The 22,909-nt window shown below is 58.3% G+C and carries 22 protein-coding genes and 1 tRNA gene; 9 read left to right on the plus strand and 14 right to left on the minus strand.

Annotated elements, in window-relative coordinates:
* Position 1: 1 nt before the first annotated feature.
* The 4 genes from C3B54_RS08240 to C3B54_RS08255 are packed head-to-tail and all read left to right on the plus strand — an operon-like array spanning position 2 to position 3,374.
* Positions 2-607, plus strand: coding sequence for a riboflavin synthase (locus C3B54_RS08240; RefSeq protein ID WP_104914072.1), 606 nt, complete (start codon positions 2-4; stop codon positions 605-607).
* A 2-nt stretch (positions 608-609) separates the two neighbouring features.
* Positions 610-1,893: a GTP cyclohydrolase II gene (ribA, locus tag C3B54_RS08245; protein WP_104914073.1), complete on the plus strand. Its 1,284-nt coding sequence runs from the start codon at positions 610-612 to the stop codon at positions 1,891-1,893.
* Positions 1,893-2,369, plus strand: a complete 477-nt coding sequence (ribH, locus tag C3B54_RS08250) for a 6,7-dimethyl-8-ribityllumazine synthase (RefSeq protein WP_104914074.1) — start codon at positions 1,893-1,895, stop codon at positions 2,367-2,369. Before ribA ends, ribH begins: the two co-directional genes overlap by 1 nt.
* 12 nt (positions 2,370-2,381) lie before the next feature.
* Positions 2,382-3,374, plus strand: a complete 993-nt coding sequence (locus C3B54_RS08255; protein ID WP_104914075.1) for a metallophosphoesterase family protein — start codon at positions 2,382-2,384, stop codon at positions 3,372-3,374.
* Between the two features lie 99 nt (positions 3,375-3,473).
* Here the strand turns inward: C3B54_RS08255 and C3B54_RS08260 are convergent, their stop codons facing one another.
* The 4 genes from C3B54_RS08260 to C3B54_RS08275 are packed head-to-tail and all read right to left on the minus strand — an operon-like array spanning position 3,474 to position 6,788.
* Positions 3,474-4,163, minus strand: a complete 690-nt coding sequence (locus C3B54_RS08260; protein WP_158665613.1) for a glycosyltransferase family protein — start codon at positions 4,161-4,163, stop codon at positions 3,474-3,476.
* A gap of 35 nt (positions 4,164-4,198) precedes the next feature.
* The gene (locus C3B54_RS08265) at positions 4,199-5,017 is read right to left on the minus strand and encodes an ABC transporter permease (RefSeq protein ID WP_104914357.1); all 819 of its coding nucleotides are present in this window, start codon (positions 5,015-5,017) and stop codon (positions 4,199-4,201) included.
* 14 nt (positions 5,018-5,031) lie between these two features.
* Complete coding sequence (locus C3B54_RS08270; RefSeq protein WP_104914077.1) at positions 5,032-5,859, minus strand: ABC transporter permease; 828 nt, start codon at positions 5,857-5,859, stop codon at positions 5,032-5,034.
* Positions 5,856-6,788, minus strand: a complete 933-nt coding sequence (locus tag C3B54_RS08275; protein WP_245867913.1) for an ABC transporter ATP-binding protein — start codon at positions 6,786-6,788, stop codon at positions 5,856-5,858. Before C3B54_RS08275 ends, C3B54_RS08270 begins: the two co-directional genes overlap by 4 nt.
* 151 nt (positions 6,789-6,939) lie before the next feature.
* Between C3B54_RS08275 and C3B54_RS08280 the strand changes: the two genes are divergently transcribed.
* The gene (locus tag C3B54_RS08280) at positions 6,940-8,853 is read left to right on the plus strand and encodes an ABC transporter ATP-binding protein (protein WP_245867915.1); all 1,914 of its coding nucleotides are present in this window, start codon (positions 6,940-6,942) and stop codon (positions 8,851-8,853) included.
* A gap of 18 nt (positions 8,854-8,871) precedes the next feature.
* Here the strand turns inward: C3B54_RS08280 and C3B54_RS08285 are convergent, their stop codons facing one another.
* The 3 genes from C3B54_RS08285 to C3B54_RS08295 form a co-directional block, all read right to left on the minus strand.
* Complete coding sequence (locus tag C3B54_RS08285; protein ID WP_245867919.1) at positions 8,872-9,459, minus strand: isochorismatase family protein; 588 nt, start codon at positions 9,457-9,459, stop codon at positions 8,872-8,874.
* Between the two features lie 12 nt (positions 9,460-9,471).
* Positions 9,472-11,049 carry a D-alanyl-D-alanine carboxypeptidase/D-alanyl-D-alanine-endopeptidase gene (locus tag C3B54_RS08290; RefSeq protein WP_104914080.1) on the minus strand — a complete coding sequence of 526 codons (1,578 nt, stop codon included), beginning with the start codon at positions 11,047-11,049 and terminating at the stop codon, positions 9,472-9,474.
* Positions 11,050-11,077: 28 nt separating this feature from the next.
* A tRNA-Thr gene (locus C3B54_RS08295) sits at positions 11,078-11,153 on the minus strand.
* 58 nt (positions 11,154-11,211) lie between these two features.
* Between C3B54_RS08295 and C3B54_RS08300 the strand changes: the two genes are divergently transcribed.
* The gene (locus C3B54_RS08300; protein ID WP_104914081.1) at positions 11,212-12,309 is read left to right on the plus strand and encodes a glycosyltransferase family 2 protein; all 1,098 of its coding nucleotides are present in this window, start codon (positions 11,212-11,214) and stop codon (positions 12,307-12,309) included.
* A gap of 68 nt (positions 12,310-12,377) precedes the next feature.
* Here C3B54_RS08300 and C3B54_RS08305 read toward each other — a convergent pair whose 3' ends face one another.
* Positions 12,378-13,253, minus strand: a complete 876-nt coding sequence (locus tag C3B54_RS08305; protein WP_158665614.1) for a DsbA family protein — start codon at positions 13,251-13,253, stop codon at positions 12,378-12,380.
* A gap of 264 nt (positions 13,254-13,517) precedes the next feature.
* Here C3B54_RS08305 and C3B54_RS08310 point away from each other — a divergent pair, with 264 nt between their 5' ends.
* Both C3B54_RS08310 and C3B54_RS08315 read left to right on the plus strand, forming a co-directional pair.
* Complete coding sequence (locus C3B54_RS08310) at positions 13,518-14,618, plus strand: ABC transporter ATP-binding protein (protein WP_104914083.1); 1,101 nt, start codon at positions 13,518-13,520, stop codon at positions 14,616-14,618.
* A 134-nt stretch (positions 14,619-14,752) separates the two neighbouring features.
* Positions 14,753-16,030, plus strand: coding sequence for a DUF4032 domain-containing protein (locus C3B54_RS08315; RefSeq protein WP_104914359.1), 1,278 nt, complete (start codon positions 14,753-14,755; stop codon positions 16,028-16,030).
* A gap of 83 nt (positions 16,031-16,113) precedes the next feature.
* On the opposite strand, the gene rlmB is transcribed toward C3B54_RS08315, so the two are convergent.
* From rlmB to C3B54_RS08335, 4 genes are read right to left on the minus strand one after another with little or no spacing between them, the layout of a single operon-like run.
* A complete protein-coding gene (gene rlmB / locus C3B54_RS08320; protein ID WP_104914084.1) occupies positions 16,114-17,067 on the minus strand; it encodes a 23S rRNA (guanosine(2251)-2'-O)-methyltransferase RlmB in 954 nt (317 codons plus the stop codon).
* A complete protein-coding gene (gene cysS / locus C3B54_RS08325) occupies positions 17,057-18,460 on the minus strand; it encodes a cysteine--tRNA ligase (RefSeq protein WP_104914085.1) in 1,404 nt (467 codons plus the stop codon). Before cysS ends, rlmB begins: the two co-directional genes overlap by 11 nt.
* A 24-nt stretch (positions 18,461-18,484) precedes the next feature.
* Positions 18,485-19,672, minus strand: coding sequence for a 2-C-methyl-D-erythritol 4-phosphate cytidylyltransferase (gene ispD / locus C3B54_RS08330; protein WP_104914086.1), 1,188 nt, complete (start codon positions 19,670-19,672; stop codon positions 18,485-18,487).
* 18 nt (positions 19,673-19,690) lie between these two features.
* Positions 19,691-20,173, minus strand: a complete 483-nt coding sequence (locus C3B54_RS08335) for a CarD family transcriptional regulator (protein ID WP_104914087.1) — start codon at positions 20,171-20,173, stop codon at positions 19,691-19,693.
* A gap of 203 nt (positions 20,174-20,376) precedes the next feature.
* Here C3B54_RS08335 and C3B54_RS08340 point away from each other — a divergent pair, with 203 nt between their 5' ends.
* Complete coding sequence (locus C3B54_RS08340; protein ID WP_104914088.1) at positions 20,377-20,847, plus strand: hypothetical protein; 471 nt, start codon at positions 20,377-20,379, stop codon at positions 20,845-20,847.
* Between the two features lie 92 nt (positions 20,848-20,939).
* On the opposite strand, the gene C3B54_RS08345 is transcribed toward C3B54_RS08340, so the two are convergent.
* Both C3B54_RS08345 and C3B54_RS08350 read right to left on the minus strand, forming a co-directional pair.
* Positions 20,940-21,620 (minus strand): response regulator transcription factor, encoded by a 681-nt coding sequence (locus C3B54_RS08345; RefSeq protein ID WP_104914089.1) that lies wholly within the window; start codon positions 21,618-21,620, stop codon positions 20,940-20,942.
* On the minus strand, positions 21,617-22,882 hold the full coding sequence (locus C3B54_RS08350; RefSeq protein ID WP_104914090.1) for a sensor histidine kinase: 1,266 nt from the start codon (positions 22,880-22,882) through the stop codon (positions 21,617-21,619). Before C3B54_RS08350 ends, C3B54_RS08345 begins: the two co-directional genes overlap by 4 nt.
* Positions 22,883-22,909 lie beyond the last annotated feature (27 nt).

Raw genomic sequence — 22,909 nt, forward strand, 5'->3', positions numbered from 1 at the left:
GATGTTTACCGGTCTGATTGAAGAAATGGGCTCCGTCGTTGAACGCGTGCCCTCAGGTGATGGCGAGCGCATCAGCATTTCCGCCTCTGTGGTCTTAGAAGACGTCTCCCACGGTGATTCCATCGCCGTGTCCGGCGTGTGTCTTACCGTGGTGGAGAGCACCCCACAGGGCTTTATCGCTGATGTGATGGCGGAAACCATCCGCCAGTCCAGCCTGTCGATGTGGGTCCCAGGTACTCCGGTGAACTTAGAGCGTGCGGCCGCGCTCGGTGACAGACTGGGCGGCCACATCGTGCAAGGCCACGTCGATGCCACCGCCACCGTTCTTGAAGTGACTCCCGGTGACCAGTGGAGCGTGCTGCGCTTTAGTTTGGACGAAACCATTGCCGAACTGGTCGCCATGAAGGGTTCCATTTGTGTCGACGGGGTATCGCTCACCGTGTCGGCTGTGGGTCGAGACTGGTTTGAAGTGTCACTGATCCCCGAAACCTTGAGTGCCACCACCCTGGGCGCGCTCGGTAAAGGCGACACAGTGAATATTGAGACCGACATTCTGGCCAGACAGGTCCAACGAATGCTTCAACTGCGAGAAGGCGTGGAGGTGTAATCGTGGCGATTGGTTCCATTCCTGAAGCCCTCAATCATTTACGACAGGGTCGGCCCATCATTGTGGTCGACGATGAGGCCCGCGAAAACGAAGGCGACATCGTCTTAGCCGCCGACCTGGCCACTCCCGAATGGGTGGGCTGGGCTATTCGCCACAGCTCGGGCTACCTGTGTGCACCGATGCCCTCCGATTGGGCTGACCGGCTCCAACTCCCCCTGATGGTCCGCGATAGCGAAGACCCCCGGCGAACGGCCTACGGGGTGTCGGTTGATGCTGCCGCTGGAGTGAGCACGGGAATTAGCGCTTCGGACCGCACCCGAACGCTTCGGGTACTGGCCGACCCCCACTCGAAGCCGACCGATCTCATTAGACCAGGCCACATCCTGCCCCTTCGTGCCTCCACTGGGGGTCTGATGGAGCGCCCCGGGCACACCGAAGCGACCGTGTCGCTGCTGGCGATGGCCGGGCTGCAACCGGTGGGGATGATTGGTGAAGTGGTCGGAGACGACGGCGAACTCTTACGCCTTCCCGAACTGTTGGAGCTCGGTGAGCGTGAAGGTGTTCCCGTGATCACTATCGAACAGCTCATTGCCTCCGGTGAAGTCCTCGGCGACACCTCGGTGTTGGGTGCCATGCACCAAGGGTCGCGCGACCAACAGCGAGTGATTTTTGAAGTCGAAACCGATGTTCCGACCGAACACGGCACGTTCACCCTTCGCGCCTACCGTGACCGCGCCACCGGCGCGGACCATGTCGCCATTGTCTCCGGTGAGCCACATGACGGGATGCTGGTGCGCCTGCACTCCGAATGCCTCACCGGCGAAGCCATGGGGTCACTGAAATGTGAGTGTGGCCCCCAACTTCGATCCGCCATGGAAACCATCCACGAAAGAGGCGGTGCGGTCATTTATTTGCGTGGCCACGAAGGTCGAGGTATTGGCCTGATCAACAAACTGCGCGCATACCGCCTGCAAGAATCGGGCCTGGACACACTGGACGCCAACCTGGCGTTAGGTTTGCCCGCCGATGCCCGCGACTACGGTGCCGCGGCAGCCATCCTGAAAGATATGGACATTTCCGAAGTGAAGCTCCTCAGCAACAACCCAGAAAAGAAGCGGCAACTGGAACAACACGGGATTACCGTGTCGGAATCAGAACCCCTCGTGGTGGGTATTGGCGCCGACAATTTCGGTTACCTGGAAGCAAAACGCGACCGGATGGGCCACACCCTCCCCGGACAGTTAGAAACGGGAGCAATTCCGATACCTCAGGAGGACACCAAATAATGAGCGGCGACGGAGCACCAGAGATTACCCCGGTGAACGCCCCAGGCCTGCGTGTTGCTGTGGTCGCTGGAACGTGGCACACCGAGATTGCTGAAGGCCTCCTCGCGGGTGCGCTGCGCTATCTGGAAAAGACTTCCGCCACGGTGACGGTGCTCCGGGTGCCGGGCAGTTTTGAGCTGCCCCTGGCCTGCCAACGGGTCTTGGAAGGCGGCGCTGATGCTGTCGTCGCACTGGGTGTGATCATCCGCGGTGGGACACCACACTTCGAATACGTTGCCAGTGCCGCCACGGACGGGCTCTCCCGGGTGGCGCTCGATTCGGGTAAACCGGTGGGTTTCGGTGTTCTCACTGTTGATGATGAACAGCAGGGTCTTGATCGCGCTGGCCTTGAGGGCTCAGTGGAAGACAAAGGCGCAGAAGCGGCCGATGCGGCTGTTCGCCTCGCTCTCAGCCTGCGAGAGCTTTCTGGCTCTTAGGCTGGTAGCACCATGAGCGATGAGGAACGACGCCAACGCGTCACGGGTGACTCCGCCAAACGCGCAAAACGGCGAGGAGCCTTGCTTCGCTGGTGGGACACCACCAGCGAGTCACTGCGTCGGAAAATCAAACCCCTCTTAAAGCCCCTCTACCGCCGCTTTCAGATTCGCAGTGTCATTGCCTGGTTTGTCCCCGGTTGGGGTGAGGTCAGCAAAAGCCCCGGCGGTGTTGCCCTTGTTGGCAATCTGCGGCCTGGCCCCGATGACGCGCCGCTTATTGCCGCCGTGGGCGACTTTGGTTCCGGGAAAGAACCTTCCTTTGACGTTGCGAAAATGATTTCCGCCGAGGGTGCCCAGGCGGTTGTCACCCTCGGTGACAACGTCTACTACCAAACCGGTTACCAAGCATTGGTAGGAAACCTCTACGGCGACTATTTGGAAGCGGGAGCATTTTTTCCCGCAACCGGCAACCACGACTATTCGGAGGGTCGAGGCATTGCGCTGTTTGATCGCTACTTCGATTTTCTAGGTGGCCACCGGTGGTACCGCGTCACACTGGGACCGTTCGAATTTTTTATGCTCGATTCCCACCAAGCACTGCACCACCCCGATATTTTCACGAAGCAATACGACTGGTTAGAAGCCGCCGTTGCTGACTCGACAGCGCAGTGGAAAGCCGTGGTCGTTCACCATCCTCCGCATTCGGCAAGAAGCCGTTCGCAAAAAGAGTTTCGTTTCCCCTACGACAAGTGGGGTGTGGACCTGGTGCTCTCCGGCCACGACCACACCATGCAGCACCTGGAGTTTGATGGTGTGCACTACATCGTTGACGGTGTGGGTGGGGGCAGCCTGCACAAGTTCGAAGAACTCCTGGAGGGCACCCAGTACCGGCTCTCGGGCCGATACGGCGCATTTTTCATGCAACCCATAGACACCGATCTTCACTGCTACTTCAAGACCACTGAGGGTGACGTGGTCCACGAATTCACCATCACTCACCAATAATTTTCGAAGCCTTCGCCGCGAGCACACAAAGAGCCTCAAGAAGGCAGGACACTTTTGGTGGTCGGTGACTGGAGAAAGCCCGAAGCGCCGAGGCCTCAATTACTCTCGAACGCTCTTACCTGAGCTCAAATAGGTGAGGCACTGGAAATATTCGGCGAAGGTGCCGCAGTCAAAATAGGGCTCCCGGGCAGGGACACCCCTCACATCGAGACCACGGCTCAGGCACTCGTCAATGAGATAACCACCCGTGGTTGCATTGGGGTCAAGAAATTCTTCCGTGTGCTTGGCAAACTCCATCACACCCCAGTGGGAGCCAAAATCGTGTGAGGAATCTTTATCCGCATGTTGGACGACGGCGTTGTTTTCGCCCAATCGGACACTGCCTACATTTCCCACCTGTTCCGGGCGTGTGGGGTAAAGCCGGAGCACCATGTCATGACCGGGGTGTTGATAGAGCTCGCGGTAAGGGTTTTCTCCCACAAAATACGTGTCGGGCATGCCCAACACGCAAGAGTCGTATGCCACCCCCGCTAGAGCACTACGCAATGTTTCTGCCATGGTGTGGGTGTTGAGCTCAATGACATCAACGTGGGCACCAAAATCGAAGGATTTCACCACACCCACCCACTCGGTGCGGGTGGGGATGATGATCCGATCCACAGTGGGCTGCATCAATCGGACGTGGTAATCCAAAAGACACTGCACGTCTTCTGAGACGGGCAACAGGAATTTGGGGATGCCATTCATCCGGGACGCCGTTCCCGATGAAGGCAAAAGCCCAATACGCATGGCCTCGAGTATAGAAGCCCCCACCTGATCACAAATCAGTCGAAGAACAACACCCGCAGTCGCCTGGTGGCAAAGAGGGTGCCGATTGTGCCGAGCACGACGAAGTAAGCCACATGGCCCAGCGTGGCCAGGCTGACTGCTCCGGTGGTTAACGCACGCAACATTTCCACACCGTGCCACAGCGGCAAGACTTGAACCACCCACTGCAGCGGTTCGGGGTACACATCGAGCGGGTAGAAAGTTCCGGAGAACAAAAACAGCGGCAGGAGGGCAAAGTTCACCCAACTCATCTGTTGGAAGGTGGTGAGGTAACTGGTGACGCTCATCCCAATCGCTGCGAAACACAATGCGATCAGCACCACGGCAGGAAGTGCCAACAGTGCCCACGGGGAGAGGACAAGACCTAAGAGTTGCATGACGATTAAAAACCCGCTGGCGTATAGCGCACCACGCATCAGCGCGAGAGTAATTTCACCGACGGCCACGTCGAGTGGTCCCAGCGTGGTTTGCAGCATCCCCTCGTAGAGGCGCTGGAAGTTGAGTTTGAAGAACACGTTCCAGGTCGAATCAAACACCGCGCCATTCATCGCCGCCACGGCCAAAAGCGCCGGGGCGATGTAGGCGGCGTAGCTCACTGATTCACCGGCGGCGTTTTCCACCTCACCGACGAGTGCACCAAAGCCCACACCGATGGAGAGCAGATAGAACACCGGCTCGAAGAAACCACTGAGAATCACCAGGGCGTTTGTGGACTTTGTGGCCTCTAGACCTCGGCGCAAGACCGCACGAATATTTCCTGCGTAAAGACCCGCCAATGACGCCGGTAACCAACGGTGTGTTTTCTGCTCCGGCAGTGGCGCAACTTGTGTCACGAGCTCAGCCGTTTCGTAAACGTGCGAATGGCGAGTGTGACACCCAACACGATCAGTATCGCCAAATACACAGCGTGCACCACGGTCAACCAGGTGGGCTCAACGTGACCGTAAGACACCACTCGGCCCCATTCGGCGCCGTGCCACAGCGGCGAAATCCAGCCGATGGGTTGCAAGAAAACGGGTAATTGTTCGAGCGGGAAAAAGGTTCCCGAAAAGAGAAAGAGTGGCACAAAAATCAGCCGGTAGAGCATAGGTAGCTGGCCCCGGTCAGTGGTGATTGTCGCGGCATACGCCATGATCAGACTGCCAAGGGCCATACCGGTCATCGCGGCAATGGGGACCATCCACAGTGCCGACCACTGAGAAATACCGCCAAAGGCAATGATTACTAGAAAGTAGATCGCGGCCGTTGCCAGCATCCGTATGGCCACAAACGTCACATGACCCACGACAATGTCGACCCCGCGAAGTGGGGTTTGATGCATCGCAGTAAATATCGGCCGGTATCGAAATCCAACCAAGATTTGGTAGGTGGATTCTTCGTTTGCCACAAACACGGCCGACATGGCGAATAGGGCCGGGGCGACAAAAACCAAATAGTCGACACCCTGAACGCCACCTGGCACGAGACTGCCGAGCCCCACACCCAACGCGAGTAAATACACCACCGGGTTGGCGATGCTGGTGATGAACGCACTGGAGGCATAGCCGCGAAGGGCCCGAATTTTCCGCTCCGTGACAAACCAAAAACGCCACGGTGAAGGCCTTGTGGTGATCCCTGCGGCGACCCCTTCGGGGGTCTTCTGTTCAATGACACTCATTCGATCAGGCTCCGACCGGTCAAGGTCAAAAAGACGTCTTCCAGGCTCGAGCGGCGCACAAGCGAAGTGACCGGTTCGATGCCTTCACCTTTCAGGTGGTGCAGCAGTGCTTCACCATCGTCGGTGTACGCCAGTAGTCGGTCGGGAAGGACTTCCAAAGATTGGGCCGCCTGGCGAATCGAGTCAGCCATTTGCTCGTTTCGGTCAGAGCCGAAGCGCAATTCGACGACTTCTTTGCTCGAATACTGCCGAATCAGAGCGCTCGGTGAATCTTCGGCCATGATCCGGCCCTCGTCGATGACCACTAGACGGTCACAAAGCTGTTCGGCTTCATCCATGTAATGGGTGGTGAGAACCAGTGTGGTGCCTTGCTCTTTGAGGCGAAACAGCCTGTCCCAGAGCACGTGACGGGCCTGCGGGTCCAAACCTGTGGTCGGTTCATCCAAGAGCAGGATTTTCGGGTCGTTAATCAGCGACCGGGCAATCGTGAGACGCCTTTTCATGCCACCGCTCAGCGAATCCACTTTTTGGTCGGCTTTGTCCTGCAGTTCCGCGAAATCGAGAAGCGCCTCAGCGCGCTCTTTCAACCACGCAGTGGGTAGCCCAAAATAGCGACCGTAGACGATGAGGTTGTCTCGCACCAATAGTTCATGATCAAGGTTGTCCTGTTGGGGCACCACACCCAACTGGGCTCGAATCGCAGGACCTTCCACATTGGGGTCCATACCCAAAATGTCTAACTCACCGGAGGTTCTGCCGGACACTGCACCCACCATCCGCATAGTGGTGGATTTTCCCGCGCCATTTGGGCCCAACAGTCCAAATGACTCACCCGGGGCGACCTCGAAATTGATGTGGTCGACAGCGGTCGTCTCGTCATAGACCTTGGTGAGTTCTCGTGCAGTGATTACCGCGTGTGCCTTTGTCACAAGCGTCGAGCCTAACCACCGTGAGTGGTTATCCGCTGAGCGAACATGAGCGTCTCGCACAGCCACAGCGAACACACTGAGAGGACAACACATTGGCTAGGTGCGGGCCCTATGGTCAGCGACCCCGAGAGTGAGTGGGCAGACTACTTCTATGAGTATGGGTTTTGGTCCCCGCCGGCTGCGCGGAACACAGGCATCTCCCCGCAGGAGCGACCTCGATGACGACGGTGCGCCAAAGGCGCGCTTCCGCCAGTTACTGCCCTACCTGTTGGAGCACAAAAAAGTTCTCGGTGTGGTCATTGCCCTGAGCGCATTGGGAGCCCTGACCGGGCTTGCCCAGCCGCTATTGGTGGCCGAGGTCATTAGCCGCGTCGAGGCGGGCCTCGAATTGGAATGGCTGGTGTGGACGCTGGTGGGACTGGTGGTGGTCTCGGCACTGCTCTCTGGCTACCGCCACTACCTGTTACAAAAAACCGGTGAAGGGGTTGTCCTCTCCAGTAGGAAACAACTCATCCGTCGAATGCTGTTTTTACCCATCCGCGAATTTGATGAGCGCCGAACAGGAGACTTGGTTTCCCGTGTCGGCTCCGATACGACACTGCTTCGCGCGGTGTTGACCCAAGGCTTGGTCGAAGCAATCGGTGGTGCGCTGACGTTCGTCGGAGCAATCATCGCCATGCTCGTGTTGGACGCGTTGTTGTTTAGTTTGACCATCGTCGTCGTCGCCATTGCGGTGACCACTGTGGTGACCCTCTCAAGGCGCATTCGAGTGGCCAGCCGTAAAGCTCAAGAGCGAGTGGGCGACCTCACGGCCAGTGTGGAGCGCGCCATTAGTGCCATCCGCACGGTGCGAGCGGCAAACGCCACCCATCGGGAAATCGACGTGATCGATAAAGACGCTGAGGGTGCCTGGCGAATGGGACTCCAGGTCGCCCGTATTTCTGCGCTGGTGGTTCCCATTTCCGGCATCGCCCTCCAGGTGGCATTCCTTGTCGTTTTGGGAGTGGGTGGCTACCGTGTGGCCAGTGGCGCCATCACGGTGGCAAGTCTGGTGGCGTTCATCCTGTTTTTGTTCATGATGATCATGCCCCTCGGCCAAGCCTTTGGAGCAATCAACTCGGTGAACCAAGCACTGGGTGCACTGGGTCGCATTCAAGAAATTATTGACCTGCCTGGTGAGGCAGCAGACGATGCGACGACCACCCAGAATGTGCCGACCTTGGCCGATTCAACACAGCCGGCCTTGGCCTTCCAGGGGGTCAGTTTTTCCTACCCCGAGCGTGCCCACCGGAGTGAAGCAGAAAAAGTTGTGGCCGAAGAAATCGGTGAAGATGCGGTCGCCGCGCTCACGGGCCCCATTTCGCTGGAGGGTGGTTCAACCCGCGCACCAGTGTTGACCGACGTGTCATTCGAGGTTCCACTCGGTGCCAGAGTGGCGTTGGTGGGGCCAAGTGGTGCAGGCAAATCGACAGTGTTTGCACTACTTGAGCGTTTTTATGACCCCACGGCAGGCGTCATCTCCTTAGGCGGTAGCGATATCAGGAACCTCGAGCGTGAGGCCCTTCGTTCACAGTTGGGTTATGTCGAACAGGATGCACCAGTCTTGGCCGGGACCATCCGGCAAAACCTGTTACTGGCGGCCTCTGAGGCCACCGATGCCGACTGCATCGATGTGTTGCAAAGGGTGAATCTAGAAAGTGTGTTGGAGCGTGACCCTGCCGGATTAGACGCCCCCGTCGGTGAAGCCGGTGTGATGCTCTCCGGTGGTGAGCGTCAGCGTTTAGCCATTGGGCGGGCACTGCTTGCCGCACCGCCCATTTTGCTTCTCGATGAGTCGACATCATCCCTTGATGGCGTCAACGAACAGCTCATGCGGGAAGCAATCGACAAAGTCTCCGAAGGTCGAACCCTGGTCGTCATCGCCCACCGGCTTTCCACCGTGGTCGATAGCGACCACATTGTGGTGCTCGACCACGGAAGAGTGGTGGGTGAGGGCACGCACTCAGAACTGGTGAAATCCACGCCGCTCTACCGCGACCTCGCCAAACATCAACTACTCGTGTGAATTAACTGCTGGTGTGAATTAGTTGCCCGCGTGAAGGGTCGCACCGTGTTGGGCGAGCTCGTCCAGCGCGGCCTGACCACTCTGCGGTGCGACAGCAGCAATCAGGTCCGTCAAGATGGTGACTTTTTGCCCGACGCCGAGGGCATCGAGTGCACTTGCCCGAACACAGTGGTCGGTGGCAATCCCCACCACGTCCACTTCGGTGATCCCGTGTTGGGTGAGAACATCGGCGACGGTGTGACCATCCTCCGTTGTGCCTTCAAACATCGAATAGGACGGCTCACCCCTACCCTTTTTGACGTGCACACCAATGTGTTGAAGATCTAACTCTGGGTGATATTCGGCACCGAATGTTCCCGCCACGCAGTGCACCGGCCAGGTGTCGACAAAGTTGGGTTCACCATCGGTGGCGAAATGGCCACCATTGTCGTTATCGGCGTCATGCCAATCCCGAGACGCAATCACCAGCGCATAGTCGTCGTGGTGTTCGGCAAGAAACGCACTCACATCGCGTGCAACCTGGGTCCCACCCTCAACACCGAGGGCGCCCCCTTCGGTGAAATCGTTTTGGATATCGACTACAAGGAGTCCTCGCACACCACTCACCCCACAGGTTGGCTAATTGTTTGAGTCATTCCAGTCTGCCAGGTTCTCCCCACACTGGGCTAGGGCCCCCACCAGCCGGTCGATGTCCCTCCTACTGGCATCAGATACCCGGTTACCGCTCAACACCACCGAAAACGCTAACCGGTCACCGGCAGACGACTCACCCTCCGGAGATTCCAGGTAACCCGCGAGGCTTCTGGTGCCCCGAATACTGCCCGTTTTTGCCTGCACCAGGCCCTGGAGGTCGCTGGAAACGCTCTGATAACGGTTTCTCAGTGAACCACTCTCGCCTGCTACTGGCAGGCCTTCTCGGACCGGCTCAAGCTTTGGCGAGCGCTCGATGATGTGAAGGAGGGCAAGGACACTGCGTGGCGAGAGGGCACTGAGGGCGCTAAGCCCCGAACCGTCGTGGATAACCGCCCCTTCCAGCAGGTCAGCTTCTGAAACATCCGCTGACATCCCATGGGAGCGGTCCACAACCGCTCTTACGGCTTCTAACACCGCCTCGCCCGGGGTGAGGCCCAACTCACCGCTCGGATCCAGGGAGAGTGCCACCTCCCGGGAAATGACTTCCGCGAGAGAATTATCGCTATCGACCAACATGATGCGAAGCAACTGTGTCAAGGGCGCTGAGGACACTTCGGCCAGTAGGCGACCCTCTGGTGCCCCCTGCGCAAAAACCACTTCAGGACTTCCCCCTCCGGAGCGCCAGAGGGCATCGCCAAACCACGTTGCTGCCCGCGCGCTGGGGTCTGTGGACCGGGGAGAGAGTCGAAGGGCAGGATCATCTCGGTCGCCGTCTACTTGAAGTGGACTCACTGGTGCGACGTAACCTAACGCTGCTGATCCTGGTCGCCAAGAGTCATCCCAGTCAGCAAAGCGCTCATAACGGGAATCGTCTACCCAGACTCGCTCGATGACCGCACCAGTGGTCGGTTCGGACCCGGAACTACCTGTTGCCAGAGTTGCCACCGTCGCTGCGGCGAGCTCTTCCAAGTGGGCTTCGCTGTCGTAATAGTTCCCTCCAGTCGCCCTGGTCAGCGTCACATCACCACCACCAACCAGCCATATCTCGCCGGGGACATCCCCTTCCATCACCTTGGTGCGGAAGCGAAAATCGGGCCCCAAGGTCTCTAGGGCAGCAACGGCAGTAAAAAGCTTCACCACACTGGCGGGAGCCACTGGTGTGCCCTCGTTGATTCCCAGAAGCGATGATCCGTCCGCACTTTCCTCACCCAGTAGCGACACGGCCACACCCCACTGCCCAGTGGCGCCCTGGGTCAGAGAGTCGGGAATCTGACAGGTGCGCACCCGAAGAGGCTGCACTGATGTGTCGAAATAACCTCCGACGCTTTCCCCTGCCCGCGACGTATCGTCGACCAGGTTCCCCTCCCGGTAATCCACTTCGTCACCACCACGAGGGTGTGAGGGAAGGGCCTGCGGGTCATCAGGTTCTACCCCGAAAGAATCGTTGACGCCTGCATCCGCCTGGGTGGATGTTGCACCGAGGGCAAAGCCCGCCACAGCCACCAATACCCACACCAAGGCAGTGGTGAGTACTGGAAACACGTTCTTCACCAGTCGCTGCACGCACGTGCCCCCTTGGTGTGGGCGGAAATGGGGCCGGCTGCGGGACTTGAACCCGCAACCTTCCGATTACAAGTCGGATGCGCTACCAATTGCGCCAAGCCGGCAGGGCCTCTTAAGGATAACGCCCCAAAGGAGATTTGTTTGCCCGGATACACTTACGCCATGCCCGACACCCCACTTCTCACGGTGGCTGTGGCGATGTTTCAGTCAGAGGACACTATCGCTCGGGCCCTCCATTCGATCTACCAGCAAGATTTTGACGACTATGAAGTCGTCATCGTCAATGACGGGTCCACTGACAATTCTCTCCAGGTGGCCAAAGACGTCACCCCTCCAGACCCCCAGGAATCCGGACGACCTGCACTCACCGTTCGGTTTGTGAACCACCCCAAGAACATGGGTTTAGGTCCTGCACGCACTACCGCGGCCACAGAAGCCATGGGCAAATATGTGGTCTTCGTCGATTCAGATGATGAATTACTCCCTGGCGCCCTCGCCGCCATTGGACGGGTAGCAGCTCACTCTTCAGCAGATTTATTGCTGCTTGGCACCCTGGAGAATAAGAGAGGGCGGGATAAACCCCTGCACTCCCCCGAAATGCTCACCCGGATTGCAACCAGCCCCACACCGTGGAATGTAGCCAACCACCCACAACTGTTGTTCTGGCCACCATCGACCTGGTCGAAAGCGTTCAGGCGCGACTTCATCATCGACGAAGACATTGTCTTCCCACCCGGCTACCACCAAGACGTACCCTCGAGCACGGAAGCACTACTGCGCGCAGAGTCTGTCGACGGTGTCGACCACCTGTGTTACCGCTACATCCGGGGGGAAATAGGCAGCAGTGCCACCCGGTCAAAAGGGGAAAAAACCTTGGTGCGTATTGCCCAGATTCAGCGCATCCGGGAGAGGAACATGATTCCCGCGTTGCCAGAGACGATCAGGCAGCACCTTGTCGCAATGGTCGCCGTCCACCTCATTTGGGGAAACCGGGCGGCCTATCGCACCATGCCCGACCACCTACACGAAGACTTTTTTCACGACAGCTCCGCCGAACTACACCAGTGGTTCGAATTCGCCAGACCCCAGAAGACCATCTCCAGTGAACCCCTCATGCCCACCAAAGAGCGCGAATTTTTCACCGTTGCCCTCCTAAGCGACGACTACCGACTCTGGAAGCACGCAATCAGCACCCATCAGAAAAAGCTGCGTTGGCAACGCCGCTTTGATCTGACCCGCTACACCCTGTTTAAGAAGTAGTCGGGCGACGGTTGGCCGGAGGAACACCACGGCCTGTGCTGCAAACCGGCTCATACGGCGCCGAGGACTTATTCGGCGCCGTCGATGTCTTCCACTGACGCAACAAAGGCCGCCAGGTCGGCAGGCGAGCGGCCCACATATTCTTGACCGTTCACCAACACCGTGGGGGTTCCCTGAACGATGGGAATTTGCGAGTTACGAACGGGGACCGGGCCGGTTCCCATTGCCCGAATCGTGGCGTCTTCTAGCCAGTCGGCGAAGCGTTCTTCCTTGATGCAGGTCTCGACCTCGTCGATATTGGCCACACCTGCTTCTTCCGCGAGGGCGACTAACTCGTTATCGCTCAGGCTGACCTGCTCGGGAGGAGCCGGTTGGTTGAACAGCAACGTTTCGCTGTACTCAAAGAAGGAATCCGGTTCCAAGTCCGCCACACACACGGCAGCGTTTCCTGAACGGGTGGCATAGCGCTGACCCGCGGTCTGGGGGTCCCTAAACGACAGTGGGTGATATTCCACCGTCACAGTGCCACTGTCGAGCCAGTTGCGAAACAGCTCCGAATAGACCACTTCGAACTGAGCACACGCAGGGCATGAATAGTCGATAAAAATATTGATTGCCGCGACACCGTCAGGGTTTTCCGACGACAGCGTCGGCGTACCCTCCGGCTGAAGTGCGTCGGTGCGCTCGGCGATGAAACCTTGGCCGATCTTGATCCCGTCACTGGCCATGTTCCTAGGCCCCGGACCCTGCGGGGTGACCGAAGAAGTGATGAAGAAGGTCACCACACCGATAATGGCCAGCACCACAACCGCAATTGAGGACTGCAGAACAATCTTCTTGCGCTTCGACTGCTTCGACTGCTGCTCACGCAGCTGGCGAGCTTTTTCCCGTGCCTCTTGGCGACGTTGATTTTTCGACTGTCGGGGCTCGGAGTAAGCATTCATTCGTTGCGGGCTCTTTCGTGTGTGGTCTGTGACGGTAGTTGTTCGCCTGTGTGCGCTTTGCGGGGCCCAGACGGGGCTCGCACCGCCGGCCCTACATGCTACCGCCGGAAACTTGGAATACCGATTCGAGCGCATAGATCAGGTCCCCACGAGGCCAACATGCCATACTGAAGCTCAAGCGATGGCGCTTGGTGACAAGGGCCACCGTCTCATTCACAACGGATCGTCCGGCACGTACCTGCCGGTGAAGAGGAGAAAAAAATAATGGCTACTGTCACGTTTGACAAAGCATCCAGGCTCTACCCGGGAACAGAAATTCCCGCCGTGGACGAACTGGAACTCACAATCGAAGACGGAGAGTTTCTCGTCCTCGTCGGCCCCTCGGGCTGTGGAAAGTCAACATCGCTGCGGATGCTGGCAGGCCTCGAAGAGGTCAACTCTGGTCGGATCATGATTGGTGACCGTGACGTCACCGATATGCCCCCCAAAGACCGTGACATCGCCATGGTGTTTCAAAACTATGCGCTCTACCCACACATGACAGTGGCCGAGAACATGGGGTTTGCCCTCAAAATTGCGGGTGTCAGTAAAGAAGAGCGCGCGAAGCGGGTCGAAGAAGCCGCGAAGCTTCTCGACTTGGAGCCCTACCTGGGTCGGAAACCCAAAGCACTCTCCGGTGGGCAACGCCAACGTGTGGCCATGGGTCGCGCCATTGTGCGTGAACCCCAAGTGTTCTTGATGGATGAACCACTGTCGAACCTTGACGCCAAACTGCGTGTCCAGACGCGCACCCAAATTGCGTCCCTGCAGCGTCGACTCGGAGTAACAACCGTCTATGTGACTCACGACCAGGTGGAAGCGCTCACCATGGGCGACCGCATTGCGGTGTTGAAAGATGGTGTGCTCCAGCAGGTGGGAACACCACGTGAGCTCTACGAACGCCCCCAAAACGTCTTCGTTGCTGGCTTCATTGGTTCACCGGCAATGAACATTTTCGAAACCGACCTGGTCGAAGGTGGTCTGAAGTTCGGCTCGGCAACCATTCCGATCGAGCGTGAAGCAACCGAAGCGGCAACGTCGACCCACGCAACAGTGGGTGTCCGCCCCGAAGATATCGATGTCCACACTTCCGGTGAGGGAATCCCCGCCACCGTGGTGTTGGTTGAAGAACTGGGTGCCGATGGTTACCTCTACTGCGAAGCAGAAATTGGTGGTCAGACGACCGCGATTGTGGCCCGTGTCGATGGTCGCGAACACCCGGATAAGGGCGATTCTGTCGTGTTGATGCCGGTTGACCGTCACGTTCACGTCTTTGACAAGAACACCGGGGTTCGCCTGAACCGCGAGGTTGTCTCGCAGAAGTAAACCTTCCCGCTACTCACAGAGTGCGAGAGACTGGGGTTACCGCTTAAGGCGGTAACCCCAGTCTTGTGTGTCGTGAGTGTGTGCGTGGGTCGCAGCGTGAATTAGGCACACGTGAATCAGTCGAAGGAGTGTGGATGTCGCCTCTGTCGATTCAGGCTGCCCAACCCAGCCCCGAGCTGTTAGAGCTGCCGTGGGAGTTGCCACTGGAGGCGTGGCCAGAAGAAACAGTGGCGGCACTACCTAAAGGTATATCTCGCCACATTGTGCGATTCGTGCACCTGGGCGACCACATTGTGGCAGTGAAAGAAACCACTGAAGAACTGGCCCGCACCGAATATGACCTCCTGAAGGGCTTAGGTCGACTGGAAGCCCCCGCGGTCGAACCTGTCGCAATCGTGTCCGATCGACGTGGGGCGGACGGCCAGAGCCTCCCACCTGCACTGGTGACCAGACATTTAAAGTTCTCACTGCCCTACCGGGCAGTGTTTTCCCACACCCTTCGACCTCAAACGGCGACCCGGCTGGTCGACGCCATGGCGCTGCTGCTGGTGAAGTTGCACCTGGAGGGTTTCTATTGGGGCGATGTGTCCCTTTCGAACACTCTATTTCGCCGAGATGCGGGAGCATTCGCCGCGTATCTGGTGGATGCCGAAACCGGCGCGCTGCACAGCGCGGGGTTATCGGACGGGCAAAGAGAAAGTGACCTCGAAATTGCCCGAGTAAACGTCGCCGGTGAACTACTCGATCTTCAAGCCGGTGGCCGACTGGATCCCGAAATTGATCCGGTGGAAATGGCGGGCTCCATTGTGGAGTCTTACCGGTCACTGTGGGAGGCACTGACCAGTCAGGAAACGTTTGATCGCTCGGAGCGTTGGCGTATTCGCGAACGCATCGAGAAACTTAACGCCCTCGGTTTCGACATCGAAGAGCTCAGTATGGCCTCCGACGAGTCCGGTACGACCCTGTCCATTCAGCCCAAAGTGGTTGATTCCGGGCACCACCAACGACGCCTGATTCGTTTAACGGGTATCGATGCGGGAGAAAACCAGGCACGGCAGTTACTCAACGACTTGGATTCGTATCGCGCGACGTTTTACCCCGACCAGGTCGTCGACGAAGAAATGGTCGCCCACGAATGGCTCACCCGCGTGTTTGAACCCGTCGTCAGGGCCATACCCAGGGACTTGCGCACCAAACTGGAACCCGCCGAAGTGTTCTACCAGTTACTTCACCACCGGGCGAGACTTTCTAAAGCCCAAGACCGCGATGTGTCCTTGGCGGAAGCACTCTCGGTGTATATCGATGAGGTGTTAAGCCACCGCCGCGATGAAGCCACCGTGATGGGACCCCCCACTGGGGCCATCACTCAACCCAACCCCACGGTGGAAATTAACTGGCGAGACGTCGTCTAAGGCACAAAACTCACCAGTCACGGATCGGCAGTCGCTGATTGTTAACCGCTGACACCCAGCTACTGGTTCCTAGCGACTGGCTCCTAGCGACTGGCCACTCTTTTTTGTCGGTCAATTTCGTACAGAGCAATACCCGCAGCGACGCTGGCGTTTAGCGATTCGGTTTTGGGGTCGAGGGGAATCGAGACCACCATGTCGCAGGTTTCACGAACCAACCGGGAAAGCCCCGCACCTTCAGCTCCCACCACCAACACGATGGGCACATCGCCCAATTCGGCCTCCCCAATGGGAGTGGCATTGTCGCCGGCAAGGCCGACCACAAAGTAACCCCGCTCTTGGAGCGCTTTCAGGGTGTGGGTGAGGTTGGAGGCCTGTGCCACAGGAGCATGGGTCAACTGTCCCGCCGAGGTTTTCCAGACCGCCGGGGTGACCCCCACGCTGCGACGTTTGGGAACAATTACTCCGGATCCACCAAAAGCAGCGGTGGAGCGGACAATGGCGCCCAAGTTTCTGGGGTCAGTCACCCCGTCGGCGGCCACAAGAAGCGCTTGGCTTCGCCCAGAGAGACGCTCAGCGACACGGTCTAAAGCACGCTCGGCAACGTCCATAGGTTCTTGGTAGCGATAGGCAGGAACGGTGAGGATGATGCCTTGGTGGACGGCGTCAGCTCCGGCAAGCCGGTCCATTTCGGGTGTTGTGGCCTCAGAAATGGGAATGTTTTTCTTGGTCGCCATGTCGAGAATTTCGGCGACTCTTTGGTCTCTTTGCAGTCGCTGACCCATGGTGATTTGGGTGGCGGGGACACCGGCACGTAGGGCTTCGACGACAGGGTTTTTCCCACACACCACATCGGGGCCGACCGGGCCATCTTGGCGCACGGGACGCTTCTGGTTTCTGGTGGTGGGTCGGCCAGGTTTTTTCTTATCCCGATACCAGTGACGTTCTTCTGCTTTCGGGGTGGGGCCTTTACCTTCGAGGGCTTTTTTACCCCTACCGCCACTGCCGATACGTTTTCCTGCTGGTTTTTTAGCTACCACGAATACTCCACTGCGGGCCGTCTGCTGTATCGGTCACATCGATGCCACCGGCCTGGAGGACATCGCGAATCTGATCGGCGAGGCCGAAATCTTTGGACTCTCGGGCACTCTTCCTGGCATCGAGTAGCGCCTGGACGAGTGTGTCTAGGTGTTCGCTGCCTGAATCAGCACTACCGGACTGGGCAGCCCACTGTGCGGAGTGGGGGTTCAGGCCTAGAACATCGAGCATGGCCACCACTTCGCTTCGGCACTGTGCGGCCAACGAGGTGTCACCGTCATCGACGGCGTGGTTTCCCCGGCGCACCGTTTCGTGTAGCACCCCTAATGCTTCGGGGATGCCCAAGTCATCATCCATGGCGTCACTAAACGCCTCCGGCAGTGGCTCGTGAGCTTCTGGCAGGTCGCGGGTTCGCTCCACGAAACCTTCAATACGGGAGAACGCTTTTTCTGCCTCTTCGAGGGCACCGTCGTGAAGGTCAATGTCGGATCGGTAGTGGGCAGCGCTCAACGCATAGCGGATCACAATAGGCCGGGCTTTTTCTAACCAGTCGCCGGCGAAAATGCTATTGCCCAACGATTTGGACATTTTTTGCCCATTGACCAACACCAAAGCGCTGTGCACCCAGTGGCGCGCGAAATCGTCACCCGCTGCTGCAGATTGGGCGAGTTCGTTTTCGTGGTGGGGGAAACGCAAATCAAGCCCGCCACCGTGAATATCAAACGTTGGACCCAGGTAACGAGCCGCCATGGCAGAGCATTCCAGGTGCCAACCGGGGCGACCACGACCCCACGGGGCAGGCCACGCGGCAGTCTCAGGCTCGTGTTCTTTGTGGCCTTTCCAGAGGGCGAAGTCATGCACGGAGCGCTTCGCACCGGTGCTGGCTTCGCCCGGTTCCATGTCTTCTGGTTTTTGCCGGGTGAGTTCGCCGTAGCGGGACCAACTGGCCACATCGAAATAGACATCACCGGAGCCGTCATCTGCGACGTAGGCGTGACCGCGGTCAATGAGGCGCTCGATCAGTGACAACATCGCAGGGATATCGCCCGTAGCTCTCGGCTCACTGGCGGGGCGTCGAATACCAATGGCGTCGCTCGCTTTGTGAAACTCCCGCTCCACACGCGAGGCAAGCTGCCACCACTGTTCGTTCGTGTCACGAGCTTTTTCCAAAATCTTGTCGTCAATGTCGGTGACGTTTCGCACCATAGTGACGTCTAAGCCCCGGTACTCCATCCACCGCCACCACAGGTCATACACCAGGGCACTTCGAAGGTGACCGATATGAGGCTCGGATTGCACTGTGGGCCCACAGACATACATCGACACCTGCCCAGGCGTCAGCGGCACGAAGTCGACAACGTCGCGCGCTAAAGAGTCATATAACCGGATGGGCACGCCTTCATGGTAGCCGCCAGGTGGTTAGGCCAGTTCGTGTGGCACCACGAGTGCTGTGGCGATCGCTGCTGCGCCTTCACCACGCCCGGTAAGACCCAGGCCATCAGTGGTGGTCCCCGCCACGTGTACGGGTGCCCCGACGAGGACACTCAACGCCTCACACATTTCTTTTCGCACTGGCCCGATTTTTGGGTGGTTGGCAATGTATTGAACCGACACCGACGTGGGGGTCACACCCGCATCTCGCAACAGGCCCAGTGCGTGTGTCAACAGCGCGGTACTGGCAACACCCTCATATTCGGGCCGGTTCACCCCAAAATGCGTCCCTAAATCGCCCAGACTCGATGCGGCAAGGAGTGCGTCAGTAATCGCGTGAACAATCACGTCACCGTCGCTGTGTCCGGCAAGACCAGCAACACCGGGAAAATCCATTCCGCCAAGAACCAGCGGTTTGCTGGGGTCAAACTGGTGAACATCTACTCCGGTGCCGACCATGACGCCACCGCCTGGAGCCCGAACACCACCGACAACGCGCTCAAGGTTTCGCAGGTCTTCGGGGTAGGTCACCTTCACACTTTCGCGGTGACCAGCAACCGCCACGACGTCGTGGCCTGCCGCGCGCAACACGGCCGCATCGTCTGTGGCATCTCCCCCAAACTGTTCATAGGCCGCCTTCAGCGAAGCGGTGTGAAAACCTTGCGGTGTTTGAACAGCCCCCAGCTCTTCACGCGGATGCGCTGGTGCGGTGACCGAAGTGTCAGGGTCCACCGGAACAATCGTGTCCACCACGGGCAAAACGGGAATCACCCCCTGATGTCCGGCCTCAAGCGCATCAATGACCCGCTGGAAGACCTCTGTGGGAGTGAGCGCCCTGGCGGCATCATGAATGAGGACGTAGTCATTCCCGGCGTCTACAGCCGCGAGGCCGCGGCGCACACTCTCCGTCCGGGTCGCACCACCCGCAACCACCGTGAAAGACATATCGTGGGCAGAAACACCCTTAGTGAGAACACTGTCTGCGAGGGTGTGGGCTGGAGTTAACCACCCCTCTGGTGCCACCACGACAACCTGGAGTGGCCGGTCAAGACCAAGCAGGGGTTGCAGGGAATTCTCGAGAAGGGTTTTCCCCGCGAGGGTCACAAACGCTTTCGGCGACGCCGAACCGAGCCTTTCGCCACTTCCCGCAGCGACCACAATCACCGAAAGGGTCACGGGGTGGCCCAACCTGGCTTAAGAGGCGAGGACCTCGTCGAGAGTCTGCGAGGCTTTTTCCTCGTCAGTTTTCTCGGCGAGTGCAAGTTCGGAAATCAGAATCTGGCGCGCCTTCGCCAACATGCGCTTTTCTCCGGCAGAAAGACCGCGGTCTTGGTCACGGCGCCACAGGTCACGCACCACTTCAGACACCTTGATCACGTCACCGGAGGCCAGCTTTTCGAGGTTGGCCTTGTAACGACGCGACCAGTTGGTGGGTTCTTCAGTGAAAGGCTGACGCAACACGTCGAACACCTGGTTCACACCTTCACGGCCGATTACGTCGCGCACACCGACCAGGTCAACGTTGTCTGCGGGGACCTCAATGGTCAGATCACCCTGTTTGACGTTCAGTTTGAGGTAGAGCTTCTTTTCGCCTCTGACGGTCCGTTGCTTCACCTCGGTGATGGTTGCCGCACCGTGGTGTGGGTAGACAACGGTCTCTCCAACTTCAAACTGCATTTAGTAACGCCCTTTCAACAAATCCCCAGTTTATCACAGCACTACTGCTACGATTCCGCTCGGTCACCCACGAGTTACGCTGTGCTCGTTCCAGTGGCTTCCGCAGATGCCCGCGCTGTCGGTTAGGCTAGAGGGGTCGGACCACCTCCCCGCGCCCGACAGAAACTCTGAGCGGGGTAGCACCCTGGAGGACAGCAACCACCGTGCGCGCTCGCTTTGCACCAACACTTGTGGCGTCTGCTTTGACCGTAACCGCCCTTACCGGCTGTACGTTTACCGCCGAAATCGCGAACCTGCAGCCCTACGACCCCTCCGATGGGGTGGCGATCACGATGGATGACGTTGCGGTTCGAAACGCTTTGTTGATTACCGGTGACGGTGCAGAAGCAAACCTGGTGATGACTGTGGTGAACACCACGGGAGAAAGTGTCGACCTCCGGGTTCAATACGGCCCAAGCGATGCACGCCAAACCGACATCATCGCGTTGCCGGCAGAACCTGAACTGTTCCAGGTGGGCAGCGACCCGGCTAACCAGTTAGTCATTTCCGATGACGGCATCATCGCCGGTTCGCTCTTTCCCGTTTACTTCCAACACGGCAATGCCCAAGGCGAAATCATCGAGGTTCCTGTCCTCGATGGAACCCTCGCAGAGTACGAACTCCTCGTTCCGTAAGTCTCCAGCTCGCACCTTCGGTAGTTCACCGGATGTGAACTATCAGCGGTGAACTAACGGATGTGAACTCGCGGGTGTAAGCGGTGTTCGACCTACGCTTCGAAGCGGTAACCAAGCCCCCGCACGGTGACAATCACTGTGGGTTGGGACGGTACGGCTTCGATTTTTGACCGCAGACGTTTGATGTGCACGTCGAGTGTTTTGGTGTCACCGAAATAGTCAGAACCCCACACGCGGTCGATAATTTGACCCCTGGTCAGCACACGACCCGCATTGACCATGAGCAGCTCCAGCAGTTCAAACTCTTTGAGGGGAAGCGATACCGGTTCGCCCTTCAGGGTGACCTGGTGTTTTTCGGTGTCTAAGCGAATGCCGTGGTGCTCCAACACATGATTCGAGCCCGACTGGTCAACGTCTTGGCGGCGCATGACGGCGCGAATCCTGGCCAACAGTTCCCGACTGGAGTAGGGCTTGGTGATGTAATCATCAGCACCCAGTTCCAACCCCACCACGATGTCTACTTCCGAATCTTTCGCCGTCAACATAATGATGGGGACGCCCGAGCGGGCACGCACTTCCCGACACACTTCAGTGCCGGACATTCCGGGCAACATCAGGTCTAAGAGGATCAGGTCTGGGTTGTCACTTTGGGCTACCTTCACCGCTTCCAGGCCATCTTCAACACCAATCACGTCGTAGCCTTCACGGCGCAGCAAATATTCCAACGGCTCCCGCAGTGACGCTTCGTCCTCAACAACCAAAATGGTGCTCACGCGCTTTTCCTCTCACGCCCCTTGGTTTGGGTGTTCTGCTCAGTGGGTGTGGTGGCAACAAATTCAGAAGGCCTCGTGTTGACGGGTGCCGCTTTTTTGGGTTCCATCACGGTGGGACTCTCCCCGGCCGGTGCCTGATTGTGGGCGGGTTCGGTGGTGTTCAGTTTGATGGTGAACGTGGATCCGCGACCAGGGTGTGACCACACTCGCACTTCACCCCGGTGGTTTTGAACGACGTGTTTGACAATACTGAGGCCAAGCCCTGTCCCGCCGGTTTGGCGCGACCTCGCGGGGTCACCGCGGTAGAAGCGTTCAAACACGCGGTCTAATTCGTTGGCCAGAATTCCGACCCCCTGGTCTGTGACAGAGATTTCCACCCGCCCGTCTCGCACGACAACTCCGACACCCACGCGGGCGGGTGTCGTGGAGTAGGCAATGGCGTTTCGCACCAAGTTGTGCACTGCCGTCACCAGTGAGCCTCGATCGCCCACCACCCAGGCTTTCGATTTGGCGTTCACGACGAGTTCTATTTCTGCCGATTCGGCAAACACCCTGTTGGCGTCAACAGCAGCGTTGACCACGTCATCGATAGGGAGGGCTTCACCATTTGAGACACCCCCCAAGGATTGGAGCCTGGAGAGTTCAATAATGTCTCCGGTGAGCTCCGCTAACCGGTGTGCTTCTTTTTCCAAACTGGACGCAAACCGTCGCACCTGGTCGGGGTCATCGGCTGAGAAACTGAGCGCTTCAGCCAACAGTGAGACGGCCCCGATGGGGGTTTTGAGTTCGTGGGAAATATTGGCAATGAAATCTCGGCGAACATTGTCGATGCGGTAAATATCGGACCGGTCTTCAGCGACCAACAACACAAACCGCGAACCCAGTGGCGCAACACGCACCAACACTTTCAGTGGGGTGCCGTCTGAGTTGTTGAGTTCAAATTCTTCTTGGAGTGATGTGCCGGTCTTTCTGGAGCGTTTCACCAACTTGGTGACCGGGTCGATCGCTAGGCGGCGATCTTCCACGAAACCCAAATCGAGGGCAGCCCGGGAGGCGCGAATCACCCGGTTGTTTTCGTCGAGCACCAGACCGGTGGCGCCAATGACTTCCAGTGCCGTGTCGAGACCGTCTGGCACGACTTCTTTGTCAATACCGCCTGGGCTCGACCACGGATGTCTAATCATCCAGACGACACCCACAATGAGTGCGCCTGCGACAAAACCGAGGAGGCCGCTGAAGGGCCAACTCATCCACAGGTCCATAACCAGAGGGTACGCGCCTGCTCCTAG

This window comes from Pontimonas salivibrio, assembly GCF_002950575.1.
Classification (GTDB): domain Bacteria; phylum Actinomycetota; class Actinomycetes; order Actinomycetales; family Microbacteriaceae; genus Pontimonas; species Pontimonas salivibrio.